This is a genomic window from Leptothrix sp. (in: b-proteobacteria), from assembly GCF_965250675.1.
In the GTDB taxonomy this organism is placed as follows: Bacteria; Pseudomonadota; Gammaproteobacteria; order Burkholderiales; family Burkholderiaceae_C; genus Sphaerotilus.
The window spans coordinates 295,597-314,946 of record NZ_CBDFPH010000001.1 but is presented as its reverse complement, the minus strand read 5'-3'; the positions used below and the strand labels follow the sequence as shown (position 1 = coordinate 314,946).

The window sequence follows — 19,350 nt, the reverse complement described above, 5'->3', positions numbered from 1 at the left end:
CTAAGGACCTCCCACCATGTCTGCCCCCATGCCGCTTGACCCGCCCAGCCACAAGGCCCCCGGCCGCCCCCGCCTGAACGCCATCGCCGGGCCGATCCTGGGCGAGTTCCTGCTCGGCATCAGCGTGGCCATGGCCGGGCTGTGGATGGCGGCGCAGGTGTCGGACGCCTCCGCCGGGGCCTTCGGCATGGCCAACCAGGTGATGGAGACGCTGTTCGTGCTGTTCCGCGTGCTGGCCATCGGCGTGGGCGTGGTCATCACGCAGACGCTGGGCGGCCATCAGCCCACGGCCGCGCGCCGCACCGCGCTGGTCGGCCTGGGCGCCAACACCTGGGCAGGGTTGACAGCGGCGGCCTGGGTGCTGCTGGCGGGCGACTGGACACTCGACGTGCTCAACGCCCCGGCGGCGGTGGTCGAGCTGGCCGCGCCCTACCTGCCGCTGCTGGCGCTGGCGCTGCTGCTGGAGGCCTACAACCTGACCATGGCCAGCATCCTGCGCGCCCACCTGCATGCGCGCGACACGCTGTTCGTGATGGTGGTGATGCACAGCAGCCACCTGCTGCTGGCGTTTCCGCTCATGCTGGGCCTGGGCAGCTGGGATGGCTTCGGGCTGGCCGGCTACGCGCTGGCGCTGACGCTCAGCCGCGCCATCGGCCTCGGCCTGCACCTGTGGCTGTGGAAACACCGCATGCAACTGGTGCCCACCCTGCGCGACTGGTGGTACTGCCCGCTGCGCGCGTTGATGCCGGTGCTCAAGATCGGCGTGCCCGGCGCGGCGCTGGAGCTGGGCTACCGCATCGCCTTCATGATGTCGCTGGCCGCTGCCGCCAAGCTCGGCGTCGCCGCACTGGCCACCCAGGCCTACACGCTGCAGACGCTCAAGTACGTGCTGCTCATCAGCCTGGCCATCGGCTGGGCCTGCGAGATCATGGTCGGCCACCTGATCGGCGCGGGCGAATTCCGCACCGCGCACAAGCTGGTGCGCAAGGGCCTGCGCAACGGCCTGCTGGCCTCCGGTGCGCTGGCCTTGATTGCCGCCGCATGCGCGCCGTGGATCATGCGTGCCTTCACCCGCGACCCTGCCGTGATCGAGGCGGCGCAGACGCTGCTGTGGATCTCGTTCGCGCTCGAGACCGGCCGCGTCGCCAACCTGGTCGTGCTCGGCGCACTGCGCTCCACCGGCGATGCGGTCTGGCCGGTGGCCGCCAGCATCACCTCGCTGATCCTGGTGCTGGGCGTCGGTTCGGTGGTGCTGAGCCGGCACTACGGCCTGGTCGGCATCTGGATCGCCTACGCCGCCGACGAATGGATTCGCGGCGCGCTGATGTACTGGCGCTGGGAAACCCACGGCTGGGTGCGCCACGCCCGCGCCATCCACCAGCGCATCCACTCGCCGGGCGGGTCGCAGACGTTCTACTGACTCAATCCCGCGCCACCGCCAGCATCACCGCATAGGCCTTGAACACGGCGGTGGCGGCCTGGCCGATGGCCAGTTCCAGCGCATCGACCGCGTCGTTGGTGACGCTGGCCGTGACCGTGCTGCCGCCGGCCAGCGTCAGCACCACCAGCGATGACACCGCGCTGCGCTCGACGCGCGACACCGTGCCGGCCAGCTGGTTGCGGGCCGAGAGCGCGTAGCCGGCGAAGTCGGTCACCAGCACCACCTCGGACGACTTGACCAGCGCGATGGCGTCGCGGCCCGGCTCAACCTTCAGGCGTTGCGCGGCGGCGTGGGTCAGGCTGGCGGTGACGGTCTCGCCGCCGGGCAGCGCCAGCGTGACCTGCGCGCTGATGCCGTCGATATCAACCGTGGCGATGCGGCCGGCGAACTGGTTGCGGGCGGTGGTTTTCATGCCGATTCTCCGAAGCAGACCCGCCAGCAGCGGGTCCTGGGTGAGCCAGATGTCCTGGTCGCTGAGGAAGCGCCGGTGCGCAGCCTGCAACTGGCGCCACGCGGCCAGCAGTTGCAGCGCAGCGGGTGTGAGCGCCGAACCACCGCCGCCACGCCCGCCCACGGCGCGCGTCACCAGCGGCTGACGCGCCAGCTCGCCGGCTTGTTCGAGCAGCAGCCAGGCCCCCTTGTAGCTGTAGCCGGCGGTGCGGGCCGCGCGGTTGATGGAGCCGGTGTCGGCGACGGCCTGCAGCAGCGCGAAGAAGCGCGCATCGAGCTTGCCGGCCAGACGCAGATCGCCTTGCAGCAGCGTGGCTTCAGTCATGGCCCAGACCGGACAGGCCAGACAGGCTCAACAGGCGAGCCAGCCGGCTGCGGCGTTGCGGATCGACATCAAGTCCCGCATCAGGCAGCAGCAGCGGACGGGCGTGCTCGCGGTGGGTGAGTGTCGACAGATCGATCTCGCGCACCACCGCGCCGGCCTCCATCACGAAGGCGACGTCGGCCAGCGCCAGCACGTCGTCGATGTCGTGCGTGATCATCACCATCGGCACGCCGGTGCGGCGCTGCAGCTGGCGCAATTCCTCGCGCAGGCTCAGGCGCAGCAAGGGGTTGAGCGCGGCGAAGGGCTCGTCCAGCAACAGCAAGTCCGGCTCGCAGGCCAGCGCCCGCGCCAGCGCGACGCGCTGCTGCTGGCCGCCCGACAGGGTGGCGGGCTTGCTGTGTGCCAGCGCCTCCAGCCCGAACGACGCCAGCAGCGCATCGACGCGCTGCGCCTGCGCGGCGTCCAGCCCCCGGCGGAAAAGTCGCGGGCGCGCCAGGCCGAAGGCGATGTTGTCGCGCACGCTCAGGTGCGGAAACAGCGCGTAGTGCTGGAACAGGTAGCCCAGGCCACGCTGCTCGGGCGGCAGATCGGTGCCGGCTGCGGCATCAAAGAGCGTGCGCCCGGCCACGCGCACATGGCCGGCGTCCGGCCGCAGCAGCCCGGCCAGGGCCTGCAGCGTCAGCGACTTGCCGGCGCCCGACGGCCCGAACAGCGCCACCACCGGTGCGCTGCTCCGCAGCGTCACGGCCAGATCGAACTGGCGGGTGCGGTCCTGCACGCGCAGGCGGATGTCGAGGTCGATCATGGCCAACCGAAGCCGTGGCGCTGCAGCACCTGCCGCGCCGGCTCGCTGGCCAGGAAGGTGACGAAGTCGCGCGCCAGCGCCGGCTGGCGGCTGTCGCTGACCACGACTGCCGGATAGCGGATCGGCGTCGCGGTGGCCAGTGGCGCGACCACGCGCAGCCGGTCGGCCAGCAGTGCGGCGTCGGTGCGATAGACCAGCCCGGCGTCGACCTCGCCGCGCGCGACGTAGTCGAGCACCTGCCGCACGCTGTCGGCGTAGATGTATTTGGGCGCCAGCGGCTGCCACAGGCGCGCGGCTTCGAGCACCTCCTGCGCATAGCGGCCGGCGGGCACGGTGGCGGGCTTGCCAAGCGCGATGCGCCTGACGCCGGGCGCGCTCAAATCGGCCAGGCCGCGCAGCGTGGCCGGGCCGTCGAGCGGCGCGACCAGCACCAGCGCATTGGTGGCGAAGTCGCGCCGGGTGGCGGGGTCGAGCAGCTTCTGGCTCAGGCCGCGATCCACCGTGGCCTCATCGGCGCTCAACAGCACATCGGCCGGCGCACCCTGGCTGATCTGCTGCAGCAGCACGCCCGAGGCGCCCAGGTTGATGCGCACGTCCACGCCCGGCCGCGTGGCCTTGAAGGCGCTGGCGATGTCCTTGATGGCCTCGCCCAGGCTGGCGGCAGCGGAGACGGTCAAGGTCTGCGCGGCAGCCCAAGTCGGCAGGGTCAGCGCCAGTGCAGCGCACAGGGTCAGGACACGTCGTTTCATGGTGAGGCTCCAGCGGTCAAGGCAAGGTTCAGCGCGGCGAAAAGATCCGGTTCGACAGCAGCAGCAGCGCCATCGACACGCCGGAGGTGATCAGCACCAGCAGCCAGGCCAGGTCGTCCTGACCGGCCTGGGCGGCGTCGTAGATGGCCATCGCCAGCGTCTGGGTCTGGCCGGGAATGGAGCCGGCCACCATCAGCGAGGCGCCGAACTCGCCCATCGCCCGTGCAAACGCCAGCAGCGTGCCGGCCAGGATGCCGGGCCAGGCCAGCGGCAGGGTCACGCGCCAGAACACGCCCCAGGGCGACTGGCGCAAGGTGCGCGCGGCCTGCTCAAGCGTGCGGTCCACGCCCGCAAACGCGGTGCTGGCCGACTTGAGCACCAGCGGCAAGGCCACCAGGGCTGAGGCCACCGCCGCGCCGTGCCAGTGAAAGATCAGGCTGTAGTCCAGATGCGTGCGCAGCCAGTGGCCCAGCGCACTTTGCCGACCGGCCAGCACCAGGATGGCGTAACCGATCACGGTGGGCGGCAGCACCAGCGGCAGCATCAGCGCCGCCTCCAGCAGCGTGCGGCCCGGAAACACCCGCCGCGCCAGCAGCCAGCCCAGACTCACCCCCACGACCAGCGCCAGCAGCGTGGCCAGCGCCGCGACCTGGAGCGTGAGCCAGAGCGGAAACCAGTCGAGCGTGGACAGGGTGGCGAGCATGGAGCCTCAATCGCTATGTCATAAATTACATAACGATGATAACGACAGATCCCGGCCCGTTTCACGATCTGTGTCGGGCTCCATGACAGATGAAACAAAGCGTCTGCGGGCGGTAATGCAGCGGCAACGGGCCGATTGCACACTGAAGTCATCGGATCAAGGCCAAGCACTCCAGCAAAGCCGGTTCCGTGAAACATCAACCGCACTTCAAGGAACGCATCATGAACAAGACCTCATCCCTGACCGCCCGCCTCGCCCTGGCTGCTGCACTCGCCTTCGGTGGCGCCAGTGCCGTCATGGCCAAGGACGTGGAACCCAACGCTGTCGGCCAGGTGTCGATCGGCCAGAGCATGGACTCGGTGCACGCCGCCTTCGGCGAGCCGACCAAGCGCAACAGCTACCTGTTCGCCCCGGGTTCCAGCGACCTGTACTACATCAGCGGGGGCACGCTGGGCAGCGAATGGGTGCTGCAGGTGAACTACGACGCCCAAGGCCGCGTGATCTCCAGCCAGCGCGTGAACGCCGGGTTTTACGAACTCAACCGCCTGGAGTGAACTTCAGCCGCCCGGCTGTCGCCCGGACTGGGGCGACTGGGCCGAGTGGATGGATGCGGTCGAAGCAGCTGACGGCGACCCGGGCGCCGTCAGCAATTCGGCCAGCACCTGAGCCAGTTCGCCACGCTGGATCGGCTTGGTCAGCAGGCGCGCAATGCCGGCCTTGGCCGCCCGTGCCGAAAGTTGCTGGCCGCCGTAGCCACTGACCATCACCACCGGCAGCGCGGGAGCGCAACGGCGGGCGGCGGTGGCGAACTCGGTACCGCACATGCCGGGCATCACCTCGTCGGTGATGACCAGATCGAAGCGCGCCGGGTCGGCCTGCAGTGCTGCCAACGCCGCCGCCGGGTCGGTGAAGCCAATGGGCTCGTAGCCGATCTCGGCCAACCGTTCTTCCGCCAGCCGCACCAGTGCCGGTTCGTCGTCCAGCACGAGCAGGGTCTGGCCCTGGCCAGGCGGCAGTTCGCTGGCGCGGTGGGCTTCACGGCGGACATCGCTGCTCTCCGGGCGCAGTGGCCGCTCGCTCAAGCCCAGGTAAAGCACGAAACAGCTGCCCTGGCCGGGCTGGGTGCGCACGTCGATGGCGCCACTGAAATCGGCCACCACCCCATGCACGACCGCCAGCCCCAGGCCGGTGCCGCTGTGCTGGCCGCGCGTGGTGAAGAAGGGCTCGAACAGGTGGGCCATGACTTCGGGTGTCATGCCGGGGCCGTTGTCGCAGACGCTCAGGCGCGCGTAGGCGCCGGGGCGCAGTTCGCCGTGCGAAATCAGGCCCGCCTTCAGCACGTCTTCACGCGCCAGGCTCACGCTCAGGCTGCCGCCCTCGGGCATGGCCTGGACGGCATTGGTGCAGAGGTTCATCACGGCCTCGAAGACCAGGGTCGGGTCGCCCTCCAGGTGCAGGTCGGCGCCGCTCAGGTGCCGGTCGATGTACACGCCGGCGGGCAAGGACGCGTGCAGCAGGCCCAGCACCTCTTCCACCACCGCGCGCACCGCGAACACCGTGCGCGAGCGCCGCCGCTCGCGGCTGAAGGCCATGATGCGCGCGACCAGTTTCTGCCCGCGCGTGGCGGCCTGCAGCACATGGTCGAGCTGGCGGGCCTGGGCACTGCCTTCGGGCGCGTTGCCGCGCGCCATCTCGCCATAGCCCTGCACGGCGGCGAGGATGTTGTTGAAGTCATGCGCCACGCCGCCGGCCAGCGTGCCCAGGGATTCGAGCTTGTTGGTGCGCTCCAGGTGCGCCTGCAGCGCCGCCTGCGACTGGCGCCGCCGCTGCTCGGCGAGGTGCAGCCGCCAGGCGGAGGCCATCAGCAGGCCCAGCGCCAGCGTCACGCCGATGGCGGCGAAGCGGACCACGCCGAACCAGGCATCGATGGCGGCGTCGAACTTGCGCGTCAGCACCACCACCAGCGGAAACCGAGACAGCGCCTGCGCGTGCACCAGCCGGCGCGTGCCGTCGTCCAGCGCCTGGCGACCCTCGGCAGCGGCGCTGCCGTTGACCCAGGCCTGCACGTCCGGCTCGGCCTGGCCCCGGCCACGCGCCAGCGAGCCGCCCAGCAGCACGCCGTCACGCCGGTAAACCACCATGCGCGCGTCGGCCGCCGGCGCCAGCCGGGCAAACAGCCCGACCAGCGCGCTGGGGGACAACTCGGCCAGCACCCAGCCACCGGGCTGGCCGGCGTGCGGCATCAGGCGCACGGCAGCGGCGACGCGGCGGCCGTCGTCAGCGCCATAGGGCTGGCTGAAGGCGACCTCGTCGGTACCCAACGCGCTCAGGTCGGGCAGGAAATCGGTCGGGATGTGGCTGGCGACCGCGTCGGACGAGGCCACCAGCTGGCGCTGCTCGTCCAGCACCGTCACGCTGTGGACCAGCGACAGCAGCGCCACGCGCCGCGCCAGCTGGCGGTCGCCCCGGCCCGAGACCGCCGCCAGGCCGCCCTCCTGCATCTCCAGGCGCGTGCCCAGCAGCGCCAGCTCGACGCCTTGCAGGCTGCGCTCCAGTGCATCGGCCTGGACGCGGGTCAGCGAGGTCAGCTCGCGCGACTGGCCGCTGATGGCGTCGCTGCGCAGCTGCCACAGCCCGGCCATCACCACGACCACCAGCAGCAGCGCCAGGCCGCCCGCCACCAGCATGGCCGGCGACACACGCAGGCGACCGGCCACCGTGTCGTCGCCCGCATCGGGCTCGGAACGATTGCGGGAGATCACGCCAAGACGCCATGTGAGCAAGGACTTCATGCATTCAGCCTACCACCACGGTCCGGCTGCACTAGCATCACCCGCCTATGTTGAACGATGCAGTGACGGCGCCCGCGCCGCTGACCGTGGCCCCTCACATCGTCGTGATCGACGATGACCCGAGCGTGGGCCACCTGATTCATGAATACCTCTCCAGCCACGACCTGCGCGTGAGCGTGGGCCAGAGCGGGCGCGACCTGAACGCGCTGCTGGAGCGCGAGGCCATCGACCTGGTGCTGCTCGACCTCAAGCTGCCCGGCGAGGACGGCATGCAGATCGCACGCGCGTTGCGCGAACGCGCCACCGTGCCCATCATCCTGCTCACCGGCCGCGCCGAAGAGGCCGACCGGGTGATGGGGCTGGAGCTGGGTGCCGACGACTACATCACCAAGCCCTTCAGCCCGCGCGAGTTGCTGGCGCGCGTGCGCGCCGTGCTGCGCCGCTACCAGATCCAGGCGACGCTGCCCGAGCGCGACAGCAGCCGCCGCGCCTTCCGCTTTGCCGGCTGGGAGCTGAACCTGCGCAGCCGCCGCCTGCGCTCGCCCGACGGCGCCGATGTGGAGCTGTCCAACGGCGAGTTGAGCCTGCTGGCCGCGCTGTGCGGCGCGCCGCGCCGGGTGCTGAGCCGCGAGCAACTGCTGTCGCTGTCGCGCCTGCACGAGGCCGAGGTCTACGACCGCAGCATCGACGTGCAGATCCTGCGCCTGCGCCGCAAGATCGAGGCCGATCCCGCCCAGCCCGCGCTGATCGTCACCCAGCGCGGCGCGGGATATCTGCTCGATGCCGAGGTGCAGACGCTGTATTAAGCAGGGTCGAGCGGTGACAATGCCCCGCATGACGCGCACCCTCATCAACACCCAGTCCTACACCGATGCCGACGCCGCGCTGGCGCATGCCAAATCGATCTACGACAGCGGCATCGGCCACCTGCGGCAGGCGCTGAGAGAGTTCGTCGGCGGACATGATTTCCCCGGGCGCGTGCGTGCCTGCTACCCCTTCGTGCGCGTCAAGGTCGACACCGTGGCCCGCGCCGACTCGCGCCTGGCCTACGGCTTTGTCGCCGGCCCGGGCGTCTACGAGACCACGCTGACCCGGCCGGACCTGTTCCGCCACTACTACCGCGAGCAGTTCGAGCTGCTGCTGAAGAACCACGGCGTGGCGCTGGAAGTGGGCCTCTCCAGCCAGCCGATTCCGGTGCACTTCAGCCTCGGCGAAGGCGACCATCTGGAAGGCGCGATGCCGCCCGAGCGCCGCCAGCTGATGCGCGACCTGTTCGACCTGCCCGACCTGGCCGCCATGGACGACGGCATCGCCAACGGCAGCGACGACCCGAAGCCCGGCCACGACGGCGTGGTGCGCCACCCGCTGGCGCTGTTCACCGCGCCGCGGGTCGACTACTCGCTGCACCGGCTGCGCCACTACACCGGCACCGCGCCCGAGCACTTCCAGAACTACGTGCTGTTCACCAACTACCAGTTCTACATCGACGAATTCGTGCGCCTGGGCCATGAGCTGATGGCCGACGGGAACAGCGAATACGCCGCCTTCGTCGAGCCTGGCAACGTCGTGACGCGCCGCACCGGCCTGGCTGCCGAGCCGGGCGATGAGCTGGGTGCCCCGCCGCCGCGCCTGCCGCAGATGCCGGCCTACCACTTGAAGCGCCACGGCCACAGCGGCATCACGATGGTCAACATCGGCGTGGGGCCGGCCAACGCCAAGACCATCACCGACCACATTGCCGTGCTGCGCCCGCACGCCTGGCTGATGCTCGGCCACTGCGCCGGCCTGCGCAACACCCAGCAGCTGGGCGACTACGTGCTGGCGCACGGCTACGTGCGCGAGGACCACGTGCTCGACGAAGAGCTGCCGCTGTGGGTGCCGATCCCGCCACTGGCCGAGATCCAGCTCGCGCTCGAAGCCGCAGTGGCCGACGTGACGCAGCTCTCCGGCTACGAGTTGAAGAAGATCATGCGCACCGGCACGGTGGCCAGCACCGACAACCGCAACTGGGAGCTGCTGCCGCACCCGGGTCCGGAGCGCCGCTTCAGCCAGAGCCGCGCGGTGGCGCTGGACATGGAAAGCGCGACGATTGCCGCCAACGGCTTCCGCTTCCGGGTGCCCTACGGGACGCTGCTGTGCGTGAGCGACAAGCCGCTGCACGGCGAGATCAAGCTGCCCGGCATGGCCAACGCCTTCTACCGCGAGCGGGTCGACCAGCACCTGCGCATCGGCATCCGGGCGATCGAGATCCTGCGGCACCAAGGGCTCGACCACCTCCACAGCCGCAAGCTGAGAAGCTTTGCCGAGGTGGCGTTCCAGTAAGTCCGGCGCAGCCCCTGCACGGGTCGCTTCATGGCGCTGGATGTCCCCACCCTGCTGATCGTCTACACCGTGAACATCTTCGCGGTGGCGCTGGCCTTGGCGACGCTGCTGGGCTGGCGGGTCAGCCTGCCGGCGCGCTGCGCGGTCGGCAGCACGGTGGTACAGGCGCTGGCGTGGGCCTGCCTGATTGCCTCCGACCATTGGACCGGCCAATGGCCCGACCGCGCGCTGTCCATGCTGTCCATGGTAGGTGTGTCGGCGGCGCTGGCCTTGCTGTGGCAGGCGATCCGGCTGTGGCTGGGCCGGCGCGGCGTGGCGCCCCAGGCCGCGTGGCTGCTGCTGCTCATGCCGCTGGCCTACGGGCTGGGCTTCGATGACTACCCGTTCCGGGTCGGGCTGGCCAACGCGGTGCTGGCCGCGCAGATGCTGCTGATCTGTGCCGAGGTCGCGCGCCCGGGGACGACCGGCAGTGGCCGCTGGCGCCTGCTGGTCTTCACCTGCATGGCGATGATGGCCGTGCTGACGGCTTGGCGCGGCGTGCTGGGCGCCTTCTTCACGGCCGAATATCCCAGCTTCGGGGCGCCGCATCCGGTCAACGTGCTGGCCTTGCTGGTCAACAACGTGACCGTGGTGCTGACGGCCATCGGCCTGCTGGTGGCCTACCGCGAAGAAGCCGAAACCCAGCTGCGCATGCTGGCCATCACCGACGGCCTGACCCAGCTGCTCAACCGCCGCACCTGGGCCGAACGCGCCACCGTGCTGCTGGCCGACGCGCGCCGCTACGGCCACCCGGTCATCATGCTGATGATCGACCTCGACCACTTCAAGGAAATCAACGACCAGCACGGCCACGCCACCGGCGACCAGGCGCTGCAACTGGCCGCCCGCGTGCTGCGCGAGGAGTTGCGCCACAGCGACCTGATCGGCCGCTACGGCGGCGAGGAGTTCTGCGTGCTGCTGTCGCACACCAGCGAAGCGGCGGCCCGGGTGTTCGACCAGCGCCTGCGCCGCCGGTTGCAGCGGCGCTCGATGGCCGAGCTGGGCTTTGCGCTCGACTACAGCGTCGGCCTGGCCGAATACCGGCCCTCGGACACGTCGCTCGATGACCTGCTGCGCCGCGCCGACGCGGCCTTGTATCAGGCCAAGGACGCAGGACGCGGCCAGCTGATCGCAGCGGTCTGACCGCTGCAGTCAGCGAAAGGGTTCAGCGCGGCAACCAGCCCAGGCCCGCCGAGGTGGCGCCGCGCGGCCGGTATTCACACCCGACCCAGCCGTCGTAGCCCAGGTCGTCGATCAGCTCGAACAGATAGGGGTAATGCACCTCGCCGGTGTCCGGCTCGTGCCGGTCCGGCACGCCAGCAATCTGCAGGTGGCCGACACCGCCACTCGGCAGCCAGGTTTTGAGCCGGGTGGCCAGATCGCCCTCGACGATCTGGCAGTGGTACAGGTCCATCTGCACCTGCAGGTTGGCGGCGCCCACGTCGCGGTTGATGGCGTGCGCCTCGGCCTGGTGGCTGAACAGGTAGCCCGGCATGTCACGCGGATTGAGCGGCTCGATCAGCAGCGTCACGTCCGCGCTGGCGGCCTGCTCGGCCGCCCAGGCGAGGTTGGCGCGGAAGGTGTCGAGCATGCGTTCACGTTGATCCGCGTGGCCTGCCGGAACGAGACCGGCCATGACGTGGATGCGCGCGCAGCCCAGCGCCTGCGCGTAGGGCAGCGCCTGCTCCAGAAAGCTGCGCCGGAACTCGTCTTCGCGGCCGGCCAAGGCGGCGATACCGCGCTCGCCCGCTGCCCAGTCACCCGGCGGTGCGTTGATCAGCACCTGCTGCAGGCCGGTGCCGTGCAGCCGCGCGGCGACTTCCCGCTGCGGCCAGGCGTAGGGGAACAGGCACTCGACCGCCTCGAAGCCGTCCGCCGCCGCAGCGGCGTAGCGGTCGAGGAAGTCGTGCTCGCCATACATCAGCGACAGGTTGGCAGCGAAGCGCGGCATGGCAGCCCTCGTAAAAATCAGCCCTGTGCGCTCAACCGCCCAGCGCCTTGAACAGCGCGACGCGGTTGATCTGCTCGGCCAGCCGGGTCTGCACCTCGGCCTGCTCGGCCGCGTAGAGGCTGCGCTGGGCATCCAGGCGCTCCAGCTCGCTGGCCGCACCCTTGCTGTAGCGCAACTCGGTCAGGCGGGCGATGTCGCGGCTGGCCTGCAGTTGCTGCTGCTGGGCGGTGAGCTGGTCGCGCCAGGTGGCGAGGCCGGCCAGCGCGTCGGCGGTGTCGCGGAAGGCGCCCTGCACCGCCCGCTCGTACTGCGCCACGGCGATGTCGCGGCTGATCTTGGCAGCGTCCAGGTTGGCCTGGTTGCGGCCCGAGTCGAAGATGGTCGCCAGCGCCTGGCCGCTCAGGGTCCAGGCGAAGTTGCCGGCCTCGAACAGGTTGCTCAGCGAGTTGGACGCCAGGCCGGCGCTGGTGGTCAGCGTCAGGCGCGGGTAGAAGGCCGCGCGGGCGACGCCGATGTTGGCGTTGGCGGCGATCAGCGCCTGCTCGGCCTGGATCACGTCGGGCCGGGCCAGCAGCACGTCGGAGCTGAGGCCCACCGGCACGTCGGCCAGCGCGGCGGCGTACGACGCGGGCGCGCCATCAGCCGTCGCAGGCGCCGCCTGCGGCACCAGATCGGCCGGCACCGGCTCGCCCAGCAGCAGCGCCAGCGCGTTGAGGTCCTGCGCGCGCTGGCGGGTGGCCTGCACCAGCGCCACGCGGGCTTGCGCCGTCAGGCTCTGCGCAGCCTGCAACTCCAGCTGCGAGCTGGCGCCGGCGTCGGCGCGCAGCTGCGTCAGCTTGAGCGTGGACTCGCGGCTGGCGGCGGTGCGCTCGGCCACGGCCAGCAGGTCGGCGTCGGCCGCCAGGCTCAGGTAGCTGCTGGCCACCGCGCCCACCAGCGCCAGCTCGGCACTGCGCCGGCCGGCATCGCTGGCCAGCAGTTGCGCGCGGGCCGCTTCGTTGAGGTTGCGGATGCGGCCGAAGAAGTCAGCCTCCCAGGCGTTGATCTGCAGGCCGGCGTTGTAGCTGTTGGACTGCTTGCCGGCGCTGTTGGGCGCACGGCTGGCGGTCAGGCCGGCGCCGACGGTGGGGAAGCGATCGGCTTCGCTGGCACCGACCAGCGCCCGGGCGCGCTCGACGTTGAGCACCGCCACGCGCAAGTCCCGGTTGTTGGCCAGCGCGCGCTCGACCAGCTGGCGCAGGGCCGGCGCCTGGATGAAGCGCTGCCAGCCCATCGGCTGGGCCGCTTCAGCCTGGACCGCGCCTGCGGCTTCAGGCAGCTGCGCTGGCACCGGCGCAGCGGGGCGCTGGTAGGTGGGGGCCAGGTTCATGCAGCCGGCCAGCATCAGGGCCGAGGCCAGCAGCGTCAGCCGGGACAGGTTGGGCAAGTGAGTTCGATTCATCATCTCAATGCTCTGCGCGTTGGAGTGCGGCGGCAGCGGCCGCGTCGTTGGCTGCGGACGATAGCGCCGTGCTGTGCGGTGCGACGTGGGTGCTGGGGAAAATTTTCCGCACCACCACGTAGAACACCGGCACGAAGAACACCGCCAGCACGGTGGCCGTGAACATGCCGCCCATCACCCCCGTGCCGATGGCGCGCTGGCTGGCCGAGCCGGCACCCGTGGCAATCGCCAGCGGCAGCACGCCCAGCATGAAGGCCAGCGAGGTCATCAGGATCGGGCGGAAGCGCAGGTGGCAGGCTTCCAGCGTCGCCTCCAGCAGGCCCTTGCCCTCGGCCTGCAGGTCCTTGGCGAACTCGATGATCAGGATGGCGTTCTTGGCCGACAGGCCGATCACCGTGATCAGGCCGACCTTGAAGTACACGTCGTTGGGCATACCGCGCAGCGTCACGCCCAGCAACGCGCCAAGCACGCCCAGCGGCACGACCAGCAGCACCGCCAGCGGAATGCTCCAGCTCTCGTACAGCGCCGCCAGGCACAGGAACACCGCCAGCATCGAGAACGCCAGCAGGATGGTGGCCTGCGAGCCCGAGAGCTTTTCCTCGCGGGACTGGCCGGTCCACTCGAAGCCGAAGCCCGGGGGCAGTTGCGCGGCCAGGCGCTCCATCTCGGCCATGCCCTCGCCGGTACTGCGGCCCGGCGCGACGTCGCCGCCGATCTTCATGGCCGGGTAGCCGTTGTAGCGCACGGTCTGCATCGGGCCGGTGATCCACTTGACGCTGGCGAACGACGACACCGGCACCTGCTGGCTACGCGTGTTGGGCACGTAGAGCTTGAGCAGGTCCTCGGGCGACATGCGGGCGTTGGCGTCCGCCTGCACGATCACGCGCTGCAGGCGGCCCTGGCTCGGGAAGTCGTTGACGTAGGCCGAGCCCATGGCCGTGGCGAGGACGCCGTTGATGGCGTCGAAGCTCACGCCCTGGGCGTAGGCGCGCTCGCGGTCGATGTCGAGCTGCAGCTGCGGCGCGTCTTCCAGGCCGTCCGGACGCACGCCGGACAGGATCTTGGACTGGCTCGCCATACCCAGCAACTGGTTGCGCGCGGCGACCAGCGCCTCGCGGCCCTGCGCGTTGCGGTCCTGCAGCCGGAAGTTGAAGCCGGTGGCGGTGCCGAGTTCAGGAATCGGCGGCGGGCTGAGCGGGAAGATGAAGGCGTCCTTGACCCCCATCAGCGCGCCGAAGGCCCGGCCGGCCACGGCCTGTGCGCTGTGCTGCGGCCCTGCGCGGTCCTTCCAGTCCTTGAGCGTGATGAAACCCAGCGCCGCGTTCTGGCCCTGGCCCGAGAAGCTGAAGCCCACCACGGTGGTGACCTTGTCGACCTCGGGCTGGGCCATGAAGAAGCCCTCGACCTGCTGCAGCACGGCGCGCGTGCGCTCCGCCGTCGCGCCCGGTGGCAGCTGCACGTTCACCAGCAGATAGCCCTGGTCTTCGTTGGGCAGGAAGGACGTCGGCAGGCGCGTGTACATCCAGCCCACCGCCGCCACCACCACGCCGAAGATCACGACGTAGCGACCGGCACGGCGCAGGATGCGCGCCACCCAGCCTTCGTAGCCCTTGGCGGTGCGCTTGAAGCCACGGTTGAAGGCGCCGAAGAAGCCGCGCTTTTCATGGTGGCCCGGTGCGATCGGCTTGAGGAAGGTCGCGCACAGCGCGGGCGTCAGCGTCAGCGCCATCAGCGCCGAGAACAGGATCGACGCCACCATCGACATCGAGAACTGCCGGTAGATATTGCCCACCGAGCCGCTGAAGAACGCCATCGGGATGAACACGCTCACCAGCACCACGGTGATGCCGATGATGGCGCCCGTGATCTGGCCCATCGCCTTGGCGGTGGCTTCCTTGGGCCCCAGCCCCTCCTCGGCCATGATGCGCTCGACGTTCTCCACCACCACGATGGCGTCATCGACCAGGATGCCGATGGCCAGCACCATGCCGAACAGCGTCAGCACGTTGATGGAGAAGCCCGCCATCAGCATGACGCCGAAGGTGCCCAGCAGCGCCACCGGCACCACGATGGTCGGGATCAGCGTGTAGCGCAGGTTCTGCAGGAACAGCAGCATCACCAGGAAGACCAGCACGATGGCCTCGGCCAGCGTCTGCACCACCTGCTGGATGGAGATCTTGACGAAGCGCGAGCTGTCGAACGGAATCTCGTAGTTCACGCCCTCGGGGAAGTAGGGCTTGAGCGCCTCCATGCGCTCGCGGATGGCGGTGGCTGCGCCCAGCGCGTTGCCGGTGGGCGCGAGCTGCACGCCGATGCCGGTGGACGGCTTGCCGTTCAGGCGCGACGAGGTCGCGTACGCCTGCGCGCCGAGCTCGATGCGCGCCACGTCGCGCAAGCGCACCGACGAGCCGTCGGCATTGGCGCGCAGCACCACGGCGCCGAACTCGGCGGCCGTGCGCAGCTGGCCGTTGACGACCACCACCGCACTCATCGTCGTGCCGGGCAGGCCCGGCTGCTCACCGATGCTGCCGGCCGAGACCTGCGCGTTCTGCGCCCGCAGCGCGGTGCTCACGTCCGCCGGCGACAGGCCGAGGCTGGCGAGCTTGGCCGGGTCGATCCAGATGCGCATGGCGCGCTCGGTGCCGAACAGCTGCGCCTGGCCCACGCCGGAGACGCGCTGCAGCTCGGGCAGGATGTTGCGCGCGGCGTAGTCGCCCAGCGCAATCGGGTCCCACGCCGGGTTGGTGGACGTGACCGACACGAACATCAGGAAGTTGGTGCGCGCCTTGTCCACGCGCACGCCCTGCTGCACCACGGCGGCGGGCAGGCGGGGCGTGGCGCGGCTCAGGCGGTTCTGCACCTCGACCTGCGCCAGCTCGATGTTGGTGCCCGGCTCGAAGGTCACGTTGATGGAGCCGCCGCCGTTGGCCTGCGCGGTCGATTCCATGTAGATCATGCCGGGCGCGCCGTTGAGCTCCTGCTCGATGACGGCCAGCACGCTGCTTTCGAGCACCTGCGGCGAGGCGCCCGGATACGCGGCACTGATGACCAGCGACGGCGGCGCCACGCTGGGGTATTGCGCGACCGGCAGGCGGCTGATGGACAGCGCACCGAGCACGGCGATGAACAGCGCGATCACCCACGCAAAGATGGGCCGCGTGATGAAGAATTGCGATGACATGCTCAGACCCCGCTCAACGGCTGGCCGCCGAGGCCGACGGCGCAGCCGCTGAAGCGGCGGACGCCACCGGCTTGCCCCCCGACGGCGCACCACCCGGCGTCCACGGCACCGGCGTCACCGGCGACTTGGGCCGCATCTTCTGGAAGCCGTCGACGATGACCTGCTCGCCGGCCTTCAGGCCCTCCAGCACCACCCAGCTCGAGCCCTGCGCACCCGCGATCCTGATCGGGCGCGGCGCGGGCACATTGCCCTCGCCCACCACCAGCACCGTGTCGCCGGCCGTGCCGCGCGTGACCGCCTGCTGCGGAATCAGCACGCCGCCTTCGGCCTGCGCCTGCGTCAGCTTGACGCGCACGTACAGCCCGGGCAGCAGCAGCCCTTGCGGGTTGGGCAGCTCGGCGCGCAGGTTGACCTGGCCGGTGCCGGGGTCGACCGTCAGGTCCGAGAACAGCAGCTTGCCGGCCAGCGGGTAGTCGCTGCCGTCGTCGAGCACCACGCGCACCTCGGCCGCGCCGCCCAGCTTCTTGAACTGGCCAGACTCGAACGCGCGGCGCAGCTTGAGCGCCTCGGCCGCCGACTGGGTGAAGTTGACGTAGAGCGGATGGGTCTGCTGGATCAGCGCCAGCTGGGTGGCCTCGCCCTGGCCGACCAGCGCGCCTTCGGTCACCAGCGCGCGGCCGATGCGGCCGCCGATCGGCGCCTGCACGGCGGCGTAGTCGACGTTCAGGCGCGCGGTCTGCACGGCGGCCCTGGCCGTGGCCAGATCGGCCTGAGCCTGCTTGACCGCCGTCTGCGCCGCAATCCATTCGGTCTGGCTGATGGCCTTGGCCGCCGCCAGCGACTCGTTGCGGTCGTAGGTGGCCTGGGCCTGGGCGAGGTTGGCATCGGCCTTGGCCTGCGCGGCCAGCGTGCTCTCGAGCGCGGCGCGGTAGACCGCCGCGTCCAGCTGGAACAGCGACTGGCCGGCCTTGACCTCGCTGCCTTCGGTGAACAGGCGCTTCTGCACCACGCCGGGCACCCGGGCGCGCACCTGAGCCGTGCGCCAGGCTTCAAGCCGACCCGGCAGCTCGGCGGCAATCGACACCGCGCCGGTCTGCACCGTGATCACGCTCACCTGCGGCGGCGGGGGCATGCCGCCGCCCGGGCCGGCGGCAGGGGCGGCGCCCGAGCCCTCGCCACAGCCCGCCAACACGGCGAGCGTGAGCAGTGCAGGCGCCCAAAGGGCAGAAAAATGCATGGGTTTGTTCTTCATCACAGAGCCTCGATTGCGCCGCAGGCGGCGCTTCAGAATTTGGTCCGCAGTTTACATACAATCAAGCATGTATGTTTACTGTTTGCCGTGAAATCACGATGACAACCTGACCATGGTCCGCCGCACCAAGGAAGAAGCCGCCGCCACACGCGAGTTGCTGCTCGACACCGCCGAAGCGGTGTTTCTGCAGCACGGCGTGTCACGCTCGTCGCTGCAGGACATCGCCAGCGCCGCCGGCCTGACGCGCGGCGCCATCTACTGGCATTTCAAGGACAAGGTCGACCTGTTCATTGCCATGATGGATCGCGTCGTGCTGCCCTGCGAGGCCGAGTTCGACGCCGCCGAGCAGCGCATCCACGACGATCCGCTCGGCATGCTGCGCGACCTCCTGCAGAAGCCGATGCAGAAACTGCGCCAGGACGACCGGCTGCGCCGTGTCTTCACCATCGCCATCCACCACACCGAATACACCGCCGAGTTGCAGCCCGCGCGCGAACGCCACCTACAGGCGCTGGCGCAGTTCGCAGCCCGCATCGAACGCCTGCTGCGCGCCGCCCAGGCACTGGGCCAAGTGCGCACCGACCTCGACGCCGCCAGCGCCGCCCTCGGCCTGTCGGCCCTGCTCGACGGCCTGCTGATGCACGCCACGCTCAAGCCCACCGCCGAGCCCAGCATCACCGCCGGGCTGCAGGCGCTGGATGTGTATCTGGCGGGGCTGAAGAGCCCTTGAAGCCGCACCGCTAACCCGCCGTCACCGCACCGGCAACACCCCCACCACGCCCTGCACGAAGAAGTTCATGCCGGCGATGTCGGCATCGCTCATCGTGCCCTTGGCCTGCCGCACCTGGCCGTCCTGGCCGACGATGCGGCCCGCGAAAGGGCGGATGCGGCCGGCGGCGATGGCGCGCTCCACCTCGGTCACCTGGTACTGCACCTGCACCGGTACGCTCCTGGCGTAGGGCGCCATGCGGATCACCCGCTCGCGCAGGCCGCCCGAGTAGGGCTGCGGCTGCCAGGTGCCCGCAATGACGGACCGCGCCACGCGGGTGTAGTAATCGCCCCAGACGTGGGTGACGCTGGTGAGTTGCGCCGTCGGGGCGATGTGGCGCATGTCGCTCTGGTAGCCCAGCAGCATGACGCCTTTTTCCTCGCACAGCGCCGCAATGGCGGTAGAGCCGCTGTGGTGCGTCAGGGCGTCGGCGCCTTGGTTGATGAGGCTGAGTGCGGCCTCGCGCTCGCGCGCCGGGTCGAACCAGGTGTTGAGCCACACCACCTTGACCTGCGCCTGCGGGTTGGCCGCACGCATGCCCAGCGTGAAGGCATTGATGCCCTGCATCACCTCGGGGATCGGGAAACCTGCCACGTAGCCGGCCACGCCGGTGCGGCTCATCCGGCCCGCCACCATGCCGGCCAGATAGCGGCCCTCGTAGAAGCGGGCGTTGTAGGTGTTGAGGTTGGGCGCGGTCTTGTAGCCGCCCATGTGCTCGAACATCACGCCCGGAAAATCCGCCGCCACGCGCAGCGCCGGCTCCAGGTAGCCGAAGCTGGTGGCAAAGACCAGGTGGTGGCCGCGTGCGGCCAGGTCGCGCATGACGCGCTCGCTGTCCGGCCCCTCGGCGACGTTCTCGACCACGGTGGTGAAGACCTTGTCGCCCAGCGCCTGCTCCATCGCCAGGCGGCCGAGGTTGTGCTGATAGGTCCAGCCCGCGTCGCCCACCGGGCTGACGTAGACGAAGCCGACTTTCAAGGGCCCGAGGATCGGCGGCTTGGCCGCCTGCGCGGACCTCGCAAGAAACGGCGCGAGCATCAGGCCGGTGGAAGCGTGCGCAACGGCACGGAGAACGGCACGGCGGCCGTTGGCGAGGTTTTTTGACATGGTGGTCCTCTACATGGCCCCGG

16 protein-coding genes are annotated in these 19,350 nt (G+C 70.2%); 6 read left to right on the top strand and 10 right to left on the bottom strand.

The window, feature by feature from the left end; all coding sequences use genetic code 11:
• Positions 1 to 16 precede the first annotated feature (16 nt).
• On the top strand, positions 17 to 1,420 hold the full coding sequence (locus AC5IG3_RS01195; protein WP_491896991.1) for an MATE family efflux transporter: 1,404 nt from the start codon (positions 17 to 19) through the stop codon (positions 1,418 to 1,420).
• A 1-nt stretch (position 1,421) separates the two neighbouring features.
• Here AC5IG3_RS01195 and AC5IG3_RS01190 read toward each other — a convergent pair whose 3' ends face one another.
• The 4 genes from AC5IG3_RS01190 to modB are packed head-to-tail and all read right to left on the bottom strand — an operon-like array spanning position 1,422 to position 4,473.
• A complete protein-coding gene (locus AC5IG3_RS01190) occupies positions 1,422 to 2,216 on the bottom strand; it encodes a TOBE domain-containing protein (RefSeq protein WP_491896990.1) in 795 nt (264 codons plus the stop codon).
• A complete protein-coding gene (locus AC5IG3_RS01185) occupies positions 2,209 to 3,021 on the bottom strand; it encodes an ABC transporter ATP-binding protein (RefSeq protein ID WP_491896989.1) in 813 nt (270 codons plus the stop codon). Before AC5IG3_RS01185 ends, AC5IG3_RS01190 begins: the two co-directional genes overlap by 8 nt.
• The gene (gene modA, locus AC5IG3_RS01180) at positions 3,018 to 3,770 is read right to left on the bottom strand and encodes a molybdate ABC transporter substrate-binding protein (RefSeq protein ID WP_491896988.1); all 753 of its coding nucleotides are present in this window, start codon (positions 3,768 to 3,770) and stop codon (positions 3,018 to 3,020) included. The genes AC5IG3_RS01185 and modA overlap by 4 nt, the downstream gene beginning before the upstream one ends.
• Positions 3,771 to 3,798: 28 nt before the next feature.
• Positions 3,799 to 4,473, bottom strand: coding sequence for a molybdate ABC transporter permease subunit (gene modB / locus AC5IG3_RS01175; protein ID WP_491896987.1), 675 nt, complete (start codon positions 4,471 to 4,473; stop codon positions 3,799 to 3,801).
• Between the two features lie 221 nt (positions 4,474 to 4,694).
• Here modB and AC5IG3_RS01170 point away from each other — a divergent pair, with 221 nt between their 5' ends.
• Complete coding sequence (locus AC5IG3_RS01170; protein ID WP_491896986.1) at positions 4,695 to 5,027, top strand: hypothetical protein; 333 nt, start codon at positions 4,695 to 4,697, stop codon at positions 5,025 to 5,027.
• A gap of 3 nt (positions 5,028 to 5,030) precedes the next feature.
• Here AC5IG3_RS01170 and AC5IG3_RS01165 read toward each other — a convergent pair whose 3' ends face one another.
• Positions 5,031 to 7,265, bottom strand: coding sequence for an ATP-binding protein (locus AC5IG3_RS01165; protein ID WP_491896985.1), 2,235 nt, complete (start codon positions 7,263 to 7,265; stop codon positions 5,031 to 5,033).
• Between the two features lie 47 nt (positions 7,266 to 7,312).
• Between AC5IG3_RS01165 and AC5IG3_RS01160 the strand changes: the two genes are divergently transcribed.
• From AC5IG3_RS01160 to AC5IG3_RS01150, 3 genes are read left to right on the top strand one after another with little or no spacing between them, the layout of a single operon-like run.
• Positions 7,313 to 8,071: a response regulator gene (locus AC5IG3_RS01160; RefSeq protein ID WP_491896984.1), complete on the top strand. Its 759-nt coding sequence runs from the start codon at positions 7,313 to 7,315 to the stop codon at positions 8,069 to 8,071.
• A gap of 28 nt (positions 8,072 to 8,099) precedes the next feature.
• On the top strand, positions 8,100 to 9,587 hold the full coding sequence (locus AC5IG3_RS01155) for an AMP nucleosidase (protein ID WP_491896983.1): 1,488 nt from the start codon (positions 8,100 to 8,102) through the stop codon (positions 9,585 to 9,587).
• A 30-nt stretch (positions 9,588 to 9,617) separates the two neighbouring features.
• Positions 9,618 to 10,769, top strand: a complete 1,152-nt coding sequence (locus tag AC5IG3_RS01150) for a GGDEF domain-containing protein (protein WP_491896982.1) — start codon at positions 9,618 to 9,620, stop codon at positions 10,767 to 10,769.
• 22 nt (positions 10,770 to 10,791) lie between these two features.
• Here the strand turns inward: AC5IG3_RS01150 and otnI are convergent, their stop codons facing one another.
• Genes otnI through AC5IG3_RS01130 form a run of 4 tightly spaced genes read right to left on the bottom strand, consistent with a single transcriptional unit; the run spans position 10,792 to position 17,436 of the window.
• Positions 10,792 to 11,577, bottom strand: a complete 786-nt coding sequence (otnI, locus tag AC5IG3_RS01145; protein ID WP_491896981.1) for a 2-oxo-tetronate isomerase — start codon at positions 11,575 to 11,577, stop codon at positions 10,792 to 10,794.
• A gap of 31 nt (positions 11,578 to 11,608) precedes the next feature.
• Positions 11,609 to 13,018: an efflux transporter outer membrane subunit gene (locus AC5IG3_RS01140; protein WP_491896980.1), complete on the bottom strand. Its 1,410-nt coding sequence runs from the start codon at positions 13,016 to 13,018 to the stop codon at positions 11,609 to 11,611.
• 4 nt (positions 13,019 to 13,022) lie between these two features.
• Positions 13,023 to 16,199, bottom strand: a complete 3,177-nt coding sequence (locus AC5IG3_RS01135; protein WP_491896979.1) for an efflux RND transporter permease subunit — start codon at positions 16,197 to 16,199, stop codon at positions 13,023 to 13,025.
• 13 nt (positions 16,200 to 16,212) lie between these two features.
• Positions 16,213 to 17,436: an efflux RND transporter periplasmic adaptor subunit gene (locus AC5IG3_RS01130; protein ID WP_491896978.1), complete on the bottom strand. Its 1,224-nt coding sequence runs from the start codon at positions 17,434 to 17,436 to the stop codon at positions 16,213 to 16,215.
• Positions 17,437 to 17,563: 127 nt separating this feature from the next.
• On the opposite strand from AC5IG3_RS01130, the gene AC5IG3_RS01125 reads away from it, so the two are divergent.
• The gene (locus tag AC5IG3_RS01125) at positions 17,564 to 18,181 is read left to right on the top strand and encodes a TetR family transcriptional regulator (RefSeq protein ID WP_491896977.1); all 618 of its coding nucleotides are present in this window, start codon (positions 17,564 to 17,566) and stop codon (positions 18,179 to 18,181) included.
• Positions 18,182 to 18,202: 21 nt separating this feature from the next.
• Here AC5IG3_RS01125 and AC5IG3_RS01120 read toward each other — a convergent pair whose 3' ends face one another.
• Entirely contained in the window at positions 18,203 to 19,327 is a 1,125-nt protein-coding gene (locus AC5IG3_RS01120) for a BMP family ABC transporter substrate-binding protein (protein ID WP_491896976.1), read from the bottom strand.
• Positions 19,328 to 19,350 lie beyond the last annotated feature (23 nt).